Here is a 12,870-nt window from a genome sequence, read left to right on the forward strand (position 1 = left end):
AGAGTAGGTCATCGTCAAGATCAAATTCCGAAACCCCTATCTGCATCTGCAGGTAGGGGTTTTGTTTTGTCCGCAGGAAAGTTCGTACGGCATTATCGGACTGCTCCTGGCTGTCACAGTCTGACGACAGTGCTAAGGTTCGGCCCTAGCTTTTGTATTTTTCCAAGGAAGCCTTTATGCCGGACGCTACGTCCCTCAGTGCTGGTTTTATGGTGGTTCACGGCAACCGCCTGGATGAGTTACGCAGTCTGGTGGTCAGCTGGATGCGGCGCTACCCGCTGGCTCCCTTGGAAAATGAAATCGCCCTGGTACAGAGCAATGGTATCGCCCAATGGCTGAAGCTGGCATTGGCTGAAGACCCTGAAGATGACGACACGGGCGGCTGCGGAATCGCGGCAGCCATCGACGTGCAATTACCGGGCAGCTTCATGTGGCAGCTCTATCGCATGGTGCTGGGACGTGACGAAATCCCGGTCAAATCCCTGCTCGATAAAGCTCCGCTGACCTGGCGTCTGATGCGCCTGCTACCGCAGTTGATCGACCAACCGCACTTCGAACCCCTGCAACGCTTTCTTACCAATGACACCGACTTACGTAAGCGCTATCAATTGGCGGAGCGTCTGGCTGACCTGTTTGACCAATATCAGGTCTACCGCGCCGATTGGCTCGAAGACTGGGCAGAAGGCCGTCATCAGTTACGAAATGGCAGAGGCGAAGCCAAAGTCCTGACCTCGGCCAACTGCTGGCAGGCAGAACTGTGGCGTGCGCTGTTGCTGGATGTCGGTGAACAAGGCATGGCGCAAAGCCGCGCAGGCGTCCATCAACGCTTTATCGAGCGCATCACTAGCCTCGATGTAGCGCCCAGTGGATTGCCTTCGCGGGTGATCGTTTTCGGCATTTCTTCATTGCCTGCTCAAGCCCTGGAAGCGCTTGCCGGGCTTGCTCGATTCAGCCAGGTCTTGCTGTGCGTACACAATCCATGTCGTCACCATTGGGCGGACATCGTCGCCGATAAAGATCTGTTGCGACATCAATACAAGCGTCAGGCTCGCAAGAGCGGCATGCCAGTTGTGCTCGACTTGCAAACGCTCCATCAGCATGCCCATCCACTATTGGCTGCGTGGGGCAAGCAGGGGCGGGATTACATTAATCTTCTCGATAGCTACGACGATCCCAATAGCTATCGCTCGGCATTTCGCGACGGTCGCATCGATCTTTTCAGCGAAAGCCAGCCACAGAACATGCTCAATCAGTTGCAGGACGATATCCTGGAATTGCGTCCCCTGAACGAGACACGCGAGCGTTGGCCTGCTGTCGATCTGAAAAACGACGAATCGATCCGTTTTCACATCGCCCACAGCGCTCAACGTGAAGTGGAAATACTTCACGATCAGTTGCTCGCGCGATTCAGTGCTAACACAGACCTGAGGCCTCGCGACGTAATCGTGATGGTCCCGGACATCGACAGTTATGCGCCGCATATACGTGCTGTTTTTGGTCAGATCGATCGCTTTGATCCGCGCTTCATTCCTTTCACACTGGCGGATCAAGGCCAGCGCGGGCGTGACCCATTATTGATCGCTGTCGAACATCTGCTCAAATTGCCCGATAGCCGCTTCCCCGTCAGCGAAATTCTCGATCTGCTCGACGTTCCGGCGTTACGCGCCCGGTTTGGTGTAGAGGAACGAGATCTGCCGACCTTACATCGCTGGATCGAAGGCGCAGGTATTCGCTGGGGGATGAACGCCGAGCAGCGCGCGCGCCTGGGTCTGCCTGACGAACTGGAGCAAAACAGCTGGCGTTTCGGTCTGCGACGGATGTTGCTGGGTTATGCCGTGGGCAGTGCCGGTGCCTGCGAGGGGATCGAACCCTACGACGAAATTGGTGGCCTGGATGCCGCGCTCATAGGCCCTTTGGTGGCGTTGTTGGATGCGTTGGAAGTGGCCCATCAGGAACTCACTCAACCCGCAGCGCCTAAACAATGGGGAGCGCGGCTGCAAGCGTTGGTGCAGCTATTCTTCCTGGCCAGCAACGAACATGACGATTATTTGTTGGCTCAACTTGAAGAGCTACGTGAGACCTGGCTTGAGACCTGTGAGTCTGTAGGTTTGCACGATGAATTACCGCTGACCGTCGTCCGTGAAGCCTGGCTTGCAGGTCTTGACCAAGGTCGCCTGTCTCAGCGTTTTCTTGCCGGGGCCGTTAACTTCTGTACCTTGATGCCCATGCGAGCGATCCCCTTCAAACTGGTCTGCCTGCTTGGGATGAATGACGGCGATTACCCTCGCGCGCAGCCACCGCTGGATTTCGACTTGATGGGCAGTGACTATCGCCCCGGTGATCGCTCTCGACGTGAAGATGATCGCTATCTGTTGCTGGAAGCATTGTTGTCGGCACGTGATCAACTCTATATCAGCTGGGTCGGCCGCAGCATTCGGGACAATAGCGAGCGCCCTGCTTCGGTATTGATAGGGCAGTTGCGTGATCATCTAGGCAGCGGCTGGCGACTGCACGATGATAATGATGACCTGCTTGAGTCCATGACTGAGGAACACCCGCTGCAACCTTTCAGCGCTCGTTACTTTCATGAAGGCGACGATCTATTCAGCTACGCCAGCGAGTGGCAGGTTCTTCATCAAGCCAATGATCTGGCAACTGATATCGAAGTGCTTGAGCCCTATATCCAGGACGAGCCGCTGAGCCTGGCTCAGCTACAGGATTTTCTGCGCAACCCTGTACGGCATTTTTTCAGTCAGCGGCTCAAAGTATTCTTCGAGGCTGCCGAAGTCCCTTTGGCTGATGAAGAGCCATTTGTACTCGACGCGCTGCAACGCTATAGCCTCAGCGACAGCTTGCTTGAAGCGGCACTGGGGCAACTGGATCAAACCGATCAGGTACTGGAGGCGCAGGCAAAACGACTGCAAAACAGCGGGCTCTTGCCCATGGCCGGTTTCGGTGAATGTCTTCAGCGAGAGTTGATCGAGCCGCTGCCGGATCTGCTGCTGCGCTATCAGCAACTTCTGGCGTTATGGCCGACCCCGCTCACCAGCGCGTTGCCGGTGAGTCTGGAACTACAAGGATTGCGTCTGGAAGGCTGGCTCAGTGGCCTGCATCAACGCGCAGATGGCGGGTTGTTGTCGGTGACTACGATTCCCAACAGCATCGGTTCGATCAAGGCCCGCAAATGGCATCGCCTGACCCGACCTTGGGTCAATCACCTGGTTGCCTGTGCCAGCGGCATGCCGATGACCACTGCGTTGGTGGCCAGCGACGACAGCTTGTTGCTCGGTCCGATGGAGGAGGCCGCCGCATCCCGGGTTCTGGGCGACCTGTTGTTGGCTTGGCAAACGGGCATGCGCCAGCCGCTGCCGATTGCAGTAAAAACAGCGTTCGCCTGGCTCGCTCAAACCGACCCGGTCAAAGCTGACGCCGCTGCCCACAAGACCTATGAAGGCGACGGCCAGACCACTGAAGGCGAGCGCAGCGAAAGCCCGGCACTCACTCGGCAATATGCCGATTACGATGCACTGATTGCCGACGAGACCTTCCCCGATTGGTGCAACGCTTTGTATCGGCCACTGTTTGAGGCCCCCTGGCGTTCATCGACCAGCGAGGAGGCGCGCTCATGACCACGAAAACACCGCTGGCCCTGGCATTTCCCCTGCGTGGCAGCCAACTGATCGAAGCCAGCGCCGGTACCGGCAAGACCTTCACCATTTCAGCGCTGTACTTGCGTCTGGTCCTTGGCCACGGCGGCGAATCGAATGGTTTTGGTCGTGAATTGCTGCCGCCGCAAATCCTCGTGGTGACCTTCACCGATGCGGCGACCAAGGAGCTGCGCGAACGTATTCGTACCCGACTGGCTGAAGCCGCTCGGTTTTTCCGCGATGAGACGCCGGCACCGGATGGCCTCATTGCCGAATTGCGCGAGCAGTACTTCCCTGAACAGTGGTCCGGCTGTGCAAACCGCCTGGACATCGCCGCCCAGTGGATGGATGAAGCGGCCGTTTCGACCATTCACGGCTGGTGCCAGCGCATGTTGCGCGAACATGCATTCGACAGTGGGAGCCTGTTCACCCAGACCCTGGAAACCGATCACAGCGATTTGCTCGGCGAAGTCCTGCGCGACTACTGGCGACTGTTCTGCTACCCGATGCAAGGCGATGCGTTGAACTGGGTTCGCGGCAATTGGGGAGGGCCAGCGGCGTTGCTGCCGCGAGTGCGTGGGTTGTTCGCCAGCGAGCGTGACAGCGTTCAAGGTAAAGAGCCTGCCGAGTTGATTGCCGAGTGCCTGCAAGAGCGACGGGCTGCTTTGCTGGAGCTCAAGATGCCATGGCGCCAATGGGCGGATGAGTTGCTTGCCATCTGTCACCAGGGTGTCGTGAACAAAAGCGTCGATGGCCGCAAGATGCAGCCGCGCTACTTCGAACCCTGGTTCGAAAAGCTACGGGCCTGGGCCGAAGATGAGTCTATCGAGCAACTGGACCTTGGCACCGGTTTCACTCGCCTGACCCCCAATGGCATCGCTGAAGCCTGGAAGGGTGAGGCACCTTGTCATCCCGGTCTCGATGCGATGGCCAGCCTCAAGCGCAGTCTTGATGGTTTGCCGACCCCCGATGCCGCGGTGCTGCAACACGCCGCTCATTGGGTCGGTGCACGGTTCGAGGAAGAGAAGCGTCGCCGCGCGGAAATGGGCTTCGATGACATGCTCCTGCGTCTCGATACGGCTTTGCAATCCGAAGGCGGTGAGCGCCTGGCAACCCTGATCCGCGAGCAATTCCCGGTCGCGTTGATTGACGAATTCCAGGACACCGACCCGGTGCAGTATCGAATCTTCGAGAGCATTTATCGCATCGAAGACAACAATCCTCAAACCGGCCTGTTTCTGATTGGCGACCCGAAGCAGGCGATCTATGCCTTCCGCGGGGCCGACATCTATACCTACTTGCGTGCTCGTCAGGCCACCACTGGCCGCTTGCATACCCTGGGCACCAACTTCCGTTCCAGTCATGGCATGGTCAGTGCGGTGAACCATGTATTCGAGCGCGCCGAATCTCGTGAGCAGGGGCGCGGAGCGTTTCTGTTTCGTGAGAAAAACGGGGAGAACCCGGTACCGTTTCTATCCGTCGAATCCCAGGGGCGCAAAGAAGTTCTGCACATTAATGGTCAGGTTGTACCTGCCCTGAATATCTGGCATCTGTCCGCCGATCAGCCATTGTCTGGCGCGGTGTATCGACAACAACTGGCTGCCGCCTGCGCCAGTGAAATCACCGCGCTGCTCAATAGTGGTCAGCAAGGCCGCACGGGTTTCATCCAGGATGGCAAGGACTTCAAAGGTCTGCTGCCATCGGATATCGCAATTCTGGTGCGTGACGGCAAAGAGGCCCAGTCCGTGCGTGGCGAACTTTCGGCCCGCGGTGTGCGCAGTGTCTACCTCTCAGACAAGGATTCCGTGTTCGCCTCACAGGAGGCCCATGACTTGCTGACCTGGCTCAAGGCGTGTGCCGAGCCGGATGTCGAGCGTCCCCTCCGTGCCGCGCTGGCCTGCATCACGCTGAACCTTTCCCTGGCTGAGCTGGAGCGGCTGAATCAGGACGAACTGGCCTGGGAAGCACGGGTCATGCAGTTCCGCGGTTATCGCGAGCTCTGGCGCAAACAGGGTGTGCTGCCGATGCTGCGACGTTTGCTGCACGACTTCCAGCTGCCCCAGGCGCTGATCACGCGCAACGATGGCGAGCGGGTGCTGACCAACTTGCTGCACCTGTCCGAGCTGTTACAGCAGGCCGCCGCCGAGCTTGATGGCGAGCAAGCGCTGATCCGGCATTTGGCCGAACATCTGGCATTGTCCGGTCAGGCTGGCGAAGAACAGATCCTGCGCCTGGAAAGCGACGAACAGCTGGTCAAGGTCGTGACCATTCACAAATCCAAAGGGCTTGAATATCCGTTGGTGTTTTTGCCATTCGTCTGCTCGGCAAAACCGGTGGATGGCAGCCGTTTGCCGTTGTATTACCACGATGCAATGGGCAACGCTCAAGTGAGCTTGAAGCCGACGCCGGAGTTGATCGTCCAAGCCGATGATGAGCGCTTGGCCGAGGATCTTCGCCTGCTCTATGTCGCATTGACCCGGGCACAGCATGCCTGCTGGCTTGGTGTGACTGACCTCAAGCGCGGCAATAACAATGGCTCGACGCTGCATCTTTCCGCGTTGGGTTACCTGTTGGGCGGTGGTGCGCCATTGGCCGAGTCGGCAGGGTTGCGGCATTGGCTGGAAGATCTGCAGCAAGATTGCCCGGCGCTGAACTACGGTGAAATGCCTGAAGCGAACGCCGAGCATTACCATCCACCGCGCAATGGCGCGACCTTGCTTGCGCCGCTGATACCCAAGCGCAAGGCCAGCGAAAATTGGTGGATCGCTTCCTACAGCGCTTTGCGCATTGGCGACCATCTGAGCAGGGGCAGTGACGAAGCGCCGGAGAGTCCGCAAGCACAAAAGCTTTTTGACGACGAACGTCTCGATCCGCAAGCGCCGCGGGAAGTGATTGCCGGCGGCGCGGATATCCATCGATTCCCTCGCGGGCCGCACCCCGGCACTTTTCTCCATGGATTGCTCGAGTGGGCCGGTGATGAAGGTTTTGCCGCTGCACCACAAACTGTGGAAGACGCCATCGCTCGCCGCTGCAATCGCCGTGGCTGGGAAGGCTGGATCACGACGTTGAGTGACTGGCTACAGCACTTGCTCAAATCCCCGCTGCACATCGGTGGCGGGCAAGCACCGGTGGTGTTCGAGCAACTGACCCAATACCGGGTCGAGATGGAATTCTGGTTCGCGAGCCATAAAGTCGATGTGCTTAAACTCGATGAACTGGTGCGCCAGTACACCCACAACGGCGTGGCCAGGGTGGCCGCCGAACCGGTGCTCCTCAATGGTATGTTCAAAGGCTTTATCGACCTGACGTTCGAGCACGACGGTCGTTATTACGTCGCTGACTACAAATCCAACTGGCTGGGCGTCGATGATGCGGCCTATACCGAGCAGGCCATGGAGCAGTCGATTCTGGATAATCGTTACGACCTGCAATATGTGTTGTACCTGCTCGCCTTGCATCGCCAGCTCAAGGCGCGGCTGGTCGATTACGATTACGACCGGCATGTCGGCGGGGCGTTGTACCTGTTCCTTCGCGGTACTCGCGCGATCAGCCAAGGCGTGTACTTCGCCCGTCCGCCACGGGAGCTGATCGAGCGTCTGGACCGCTTGTTCCAGGGCAAGCCAGAGCCCAAGGCCGAACCCGCCTGGGAACAGGGAGTACTGCTATGACTCGTTCCTTCGCCGATTTGCTACCCATGCCATTGGTGGCCGAAACTCTGGCGGATCTGGCCCCGCTGAGTCGCGCAGATGACTTGTTGCTGCTGCTCACGCGCTGGGTCGAACGCGGTTGGCTGCGGGCGCTGGACAAGGCCTTCGTCGCCTTTCTCCACGAGCTCGCCCCCGACGATGATCCACTGGTGCTGCTGGCCGCGGCGTTGACCAGTCACCAGTTGGGGCACGGCCATGTTTGCCTGGATCTGTTCGAAACGCTGAAAGAACCGGACTTCGCCCTGTCGCTGCCGCCGGAAGGTGATCTGCAAAGTAATACGATGTTGCTGCCGTCGCAATTGCTTGAGGCGCTGGAGGGAACTCATTGGTGCAAGGTGCTGGCGTCCAGCCGTCTGGTAGCGCTGGCCGTCGACGGGCGTGAGGCCGCGCAGCACCGGCCGTTGGTATTGTCGGGTAAACGCCTGTACCTGCGCCGCTACTGGGCTTACGAACGGCGCATCGACAACGCCCTGCGTCAGCGTCTGGCGGCACACGAAACAACACCGAATGATTTGCCCCAACGCCTGACCGGCCTGTTTGGTCCAGCCCGGCCTGATGAAATGATCGACTGGCAGAAGCTGGCTTGCGCCCTCGCTGCTCGTAGCGCATTCAGCATCGTCACCGGCGGCCCGGGGACCGGCAAAACCACCACGGTCGTGCGCTTGCTCGCGTTACTCCAGGCGCCCGCGGTGGAAGCCGGAAAACCGCTACGCATTCGTCTCGCGGCACCCACTGGCAAAGCTGCCGCACGATTGACCGAGTCCATCAGCCAACAGGTTCAAACCCTGAAAGTTGCTGAAACGGTGCGGCAGAAGATCCCGTCGGATGTGACCACTGTGCACCGTTTGCTAGGCAGCCGTCCCGGCACCCGGCATTTCCGGCACCACGTCGGCAATCGCTTGCCACTGGATGTATTGGTGGTGGACGAAGCCTCGATGATCGACCTGGAAATGATGGCCAATCTGCTGGACGCATTGCCGGCCCATGCTCGTCTGGTGCTGCTCGGTGACAAGGATCAATTGGCGTCGGTTGAGGCCGGTGCCGTTCTGGGTGATCTGTGTCGCGATGCCGAAGCCGGTTGGTACAGTCCGCAGACGCGCCAGTGGCTGGAGTCAGTCAGCGGAGAAAACCTTGGTGCCAGCGATTTGCACGAAGACCTCAACGGAGCGCATCCCTTGGCTCAGCAAGTGGTGATGTTGCGTCACTCACGGCGCTTCGGCGAGGGCAGCGGCATTGGCCAGTTGGCCCGTTGGGTCAACCGGCAGCAACCGGACGAAGCTCGCAAGTTATTGGCGGCTGGAAGCCATGACGACGTATTTTCCCTGCCTCTCAAGGGTGAGCAGGATCGGGCGCTGGAGCGGTTGTTGCTCGAAGGCCATGGCGAGGGACCACAAGGTTATCGTCATTACCTGAATCTTTTGCGCAGCCAGCGGCCGCCGTTCGACAGCCCGCTGGATGATCCATGCTGGACCCACTGGGCTCGCGTGGTGCTGCAAGCCTTCGATGCTTTCCAGTTGTTGTGCGCGGTACGCAAAGGGCCTTGGGGTGTGGAAGGCTTGAATCAGCGAGTGACCGACGCGCTGCTCAAGGCTCGGCTGATCGACAGCGATCACCAGTGGTATGAAGGTCGGCCCGTGCTGATGACCCGCAACGACTATGGCCTGGGTTTGATGAACGGCGATATTGGTATTGCCCTCAAGCTGCCGGAGCGTGATGGCCCCGACGCGGGACGGCAAGTGTTGCGTGTGGCCTTTCCGCGCAACGATGGTCAGGGCGGTGTGCGCTTTGTCCTGCCAAGTCGGCTGAACGATGTCGACACCGTGTACGCCATGACTGTACACAAATCCCAAGGCTCGGAATTTGCCCATACGGCGTTGATTCTGCCGGACGCCTTGAACCCGGTGCTTACCAAGGAATTGATTTATACCGGCATAACCCGGGCCAAACACTGGTTTACCCTGATTGAACCGCGTGCCGGCGTCTTCGAAGAGGCCGTGCGGCGCAAGGTAAAACGCTTGAGCGGGTTGATGCTGGAGCTGGAGGAGGGGATCGAGCCGGGTCACTGAACAGAAGCGGGCAGACGCCGGAATCTGTCGGAGCTGCCGCGGTCCGTGGCCTCGCTGGTGTTTCGGTGCTGTGCTATCGTTGCGGCATCATTTCGTTGCGATCGTAGAGAATCCGTTCATGAAGGTGGCTGTCTGGACGACAGAGCGCGTAGTTGGCTGCAAGCAAGTGCTGCTTGCCGGCCTTCTCTGTTTGTTGACGGGCGTTGCCTTCGCTCAGCCGGCAACCGATGTGAGCAAGGCCGACCAACGTGCCAGATCGGTCACTCAGGTGGTACTCGGGATCCTCAGCTATGCCCGGTGGCCTGTTGAGCCTCAACAGTTGCGTCTGTGCGTGGTCGGCCCTACCGAGTACACCGACGATCTGGTCAAAGGCACAACACAGGCCACTGGTCGGCCAGTCACCGTGCGACGGCTTTTGGCCGACAACCCGGCGATTGCCGGCGAATGCGACGCGGTGTACATCGGCAAGCTGACCCGCGATGAACGCAGTCGATTATTCGCCTCGCTGACAGGACGGCCGGTGGTGAGCATCAGCGAGGATGGCGATCAATGTACCGTCGGCAGCCTGTTCTGCCTGCGGGTCGGCGATGAACAAGTGTCCTTCGAGGTCAACCTCGACTCGGTCGCCCGCAGCGGTGTGCGTATTCATCCCAGTGTGCTGCAACTGTCGCGCCGCAAGCCGGCGGCATCATGAGTCTATTCAAATCCCGCATGCGTCCGACGCTGGGGTCTATTATCGGCCGTGGACATTTGACCGTCGCCCTGGTGGGCGTGGCCATGGCCAGTGTTTCGTTGACCCTGCTGGGTGTGCTGGCCTTGCGGGTTTACGCCGATCACAACCTGCATCTGATCGCCCGCTCGATCAACTACACCGTAGAAGCTGCGGTAGTGTTCAACGATAAGGTCGCCGCCACCGAAGCGCTGGCACTGATCGCGTCGACCGAAGAAGTGGCCGATGCGCAGGTGATCGATAAGCAAGGCGAGTTACTCGCACGGTGGCAACGACCGGAAACGGGATTGCTCTCCGATCTTGAAATGCAGATCGCCCGGGCGATTCTGGAAAAACCCATCAGCATGCCGATCGTCCATCAAGGTCAGGCAGTCGGCAGCATCGTGCTCACCGGTCACGGCGGCAGCCTGATGCGTTTTTTGCTCAGCGGCCTGATGGGGATTGTGTTGTGTACCGCTGTCAGTGCCTGGGTGGCGCTCTATCTGGCGCGCCAACAATTGCGCGGGATCATCGGCCCGTTGCGCAGCCTGGCTACTGTGGCTCACGCGGCCCGCAGCGAGCGAGCTTTCGATCAACGCGTGCCACCGGCCGACATTGCCGAGCTGGACAACCTGGGCAATGACTTCAATGCCTTGCTCGATGAACTCGAATCCTGGCAGACCCACCTGCAAAGCGAAAACGAGACCCTGGCCCACCAGGCCAGTCATGACAGCCTTACCGGACTACCGAATCGGGCGTTTTTCGAAGGCCGCTTGATGCGTGCCTTGCGCAATGCCGGCAAGTTGGACGAGCGAGTGGCCGTGCTGTTTCTCGACAGTGACCGGTTCAAGGAGATCAACGACAATTTCGGCCACGCCGCCGGCGATGCGGTGCTGATCGCCGTCGCAACCCGGGTTCGTGCACAACTGCGTGAAGAGGATCTGGTCGCGCGTCTGGGCGGCGACGAGTTTGCAATCCTGCTTTCACCACTGCACAAAACTGAAGACGCAGAACGGATTGCCGACCAGATCATTGCCAGCATGGAAGCACCAATCCCCTTGCCGGGCACTTCTCAAGTGCTGACTTCACTCAGTATTGGCATCGCCGTGTACCCGGATCATGGGGTCACACCGGGCGCATTGCTCGATGCTGCCGACGCTGCGATGTACCAGGCCAAACGCCTTTCCCGAGGCGCGCAGCAAACGGCAGGGGCGGAGTTCCCTGCCGCTCATGTTCAAACCAGGAGCTAATTTCTGTGTTCACCTTCAATCAGCATTCGCTACGGCTTTTCACGATCTCTCTGGTCCTGGGCTTGCTGGCCTTGACCGGCTGCCAGACAGCACCGCAAAAGGGCCTGACCCCGGCGCAGATCGCTGTGCTCAAGCAGCAAGGTTTCGAAATGACGGATGATGGCTGGGCCTATGGCCTGTCAGGCAAAGTTTTGTTCGGCAGCGATGTCGAGAGCCTCAATCCTGCCAGTACCGAGATCGTGGAGCGCATTGGCAAGGCGTTAGTGAGTGTGGAAATCGAACGGGTGAGGATCGATGGCCACGCCGATGCTTCGGGCAAAGAATCCTATAACGAGCAGCTTTCCCTGCGACGGGCGAAAAGCGTCGGCAAGGTGTTGGCCGCAGTCGGTATAAAAGAAGAAAACATCCAACTGCGCGGCCTGGGCAGCAGTAAGCCCGTCGCCACCAACGACACTGCGGACGGACGCACTGAGAACCGTCGCGTATCGATCGTGGTCAGCGCGGATTAATCGGCGAACACCATCTCCCGACTTTCCCCCATCAACAGCGCTTGGTTCTGCTCGGTGACGCCACGGATGTAATCCCACAACAGGGTAATCCGCTTGAGCTTGCGCAGGTCTTCGCGGCAGTACATCCAGAACTGCCGGGTGATAGTGATCTCTTGCGGCAACACCGGCAACAGTCGCGGATCCTGAGCAGCCAGAAAGCACGGCAGAATCGCCAGCGACCGTCCTTGCTGAGCGGCTACGAACTGGGCAATCACGCTGGTGCTGCGCAAATTGGCAGTGGCACCGGGCAACACATTCGCCAGATACAGCAGCTCCGAGCTGAACGCCAGATCGTCCACATAACTGATGAATTGATGCTTGCCCAAGTCTGCCGGGCGGCGGATGGGTGGGTGCTTGTCCAGATAATCCTGGGTCGCATACAGCTGCAACCGGTAATCGCACAGTTTGCAGCAGACATAGGGGCCATGTTCCGGTCGTTCCAGTGCGATGACGATGTCTGCCTCGCGCTTGGACAGGCTGATGAAGTGCGGTAGCGGCAGGATGTCCACCGAGATCGCCGGGTAGGCGTCGACGAAATGACTCAGCTGTGGCGTGATGAAAAAGCTGCCGAACCCTTCGGTGCAGCCCATGCGCACATGCCCGGACAACGCTACGCCAGAGCCCGAAACCTGCTCGCAGGCCATGTGCAGCGTGCTTTCGATTGACTCGGCGTAACCCAGCAGACGCTGGCCTTCGGCAGTCAGGACGAAACCGCTGGTCCGGGACTTTTCGAACAGCAACGTGCCCAACGAGGTTTCCAGTGAGCTGATGCGTCGCGACACAGTGGTGTAGTCCACCGCCAGGCGCTTGGCGGCGGTGCTGGCCTTGCGAGTACGGGCAACCTCGAGGAAAAACTTGAGGTCATCCCAGTTCAACGAGCCTAGAGACGTGATGTTTTTTTGCATGATGGACCGGCTTTTATGTGCGTTCTTGTTAGAAGTTT

The 12,870-nt window shown here is 59.1% G+C and carries 7 protein-coding genes; 6 read left to right on the forward strand and 1 reads right to left on the reverse strand.

Annotated features, from left to right (window positions below; all coding sequences use genetic code 11):
- The first annotated feature begins 176 nt into the window (after positions 1 to 176).
- The 6 genes from recC to BZL43_RS04295 all read left to right on the forward strand — a co-directional run bounded on the left by recC (position 177) and on the right by BZL43_RS04295 (position 11,888).
- Positions 177 to 3,629 (forward strand): exodeoxyribonuclease V subunit gamma, encoded by a 3,453-nt coding sequence (gene recC, locus BZL43_RS04270; protein ID WP_095631158.1) that lies wholly within the window; start codon positions 177 to 179, stop codon positions 3,627 to 3,629.
- Positions 3,626 to 7,315, forward strand: a complete 3,690-nt coding sequence (recB, locus tag BZL43_RS04275; RefSeq protein ID WP_095631159.1) for an exodeoxyribonuclease V subunit beta — start codon at positions 3,626 to 3,628, stop codon at positions 7,313 to 7,315. The genes recC and recB overlap by 4 nt, the downstream gene beginning before the upstream one ends.
- Positions 7,312 to 9,420, forward strand: coding sequence for an exodeoxyribonuclease V subunit alpha (gene recD, locus BZL43_RS04280; protein WP_095631160.1), 2,109 nt, complete (start codon positions 7,312 to 7,314; stop codon positions 9,418 to 9,420). The genes recB and recD overlap by 4 nt, the downstream gene beginning before the upstream one ends.
- Positions 9,421 to 9,538: 118 nt before the next feature.
- Positions 9,539 to 10,114 (forward strand): YfiR family protein, encoded by a 576-nt coding sequence (locus tag BZL43_RS04285; RefSeq protein ID WP_095631161.1) that lies wholly within the window; start codon positions 9,539 to 9,541, stop codon positions 10,112 to 10,114.
- Entirely contained in the window at positions 10,111 to 11,379 is a 1,269-nt protein-coding gene (locus BZL43_RS04290) for a diguanylate cyclase domain-containing protein (RefSeq protein ID WP_095631162.1), read from the forward strand. Before BZL43_RS04285 ends, BZL43_RS04290 begins: the two co-directional genes overlap by 4 nt.
- Before the next feature lie 5 nt (positions 11,380 to 11,384).
- Complete coding sequence (locus tag BZL43_RS04295; protein ID WP_095631163.1) at positions 11,385 to 11,888, forward strand: OmpA family protein; 504 nt, start codon at positions 11,385 to 11,387, stop codon at positions 11,886 to 11,888.
- Here the strand turns inward: BZL43_RS04295 and BZL43_RS04300 are convergent.
- Complete coding sequence (locus BZL43_RS04300; RefSeq protein WP_095631164.1) at positions 11,885 to 12,832, reverse strand: LysR family transcriptional regulator; 948 nt, start codon at positions 12,830 to 12,832, stop codon at positions 11,885 to 11,887. The genes BZL43_RS04295 and BZL43_RS04300 overlap by 4 nt on opposite strands.
- Positions 12,833 to 12,870: the final 38 nt, after the last annotated feature.

Origin of the sequence: Pseudomonas sp. PICF141, assembly GCF_002286815.1 — a bacterium.
Classification (GTDB): Bacteria; Pseudomonadota; Gammaproteobacteria; order Pseudomonadales; family Pseudomonadaceae; genus Aquipseudomonas.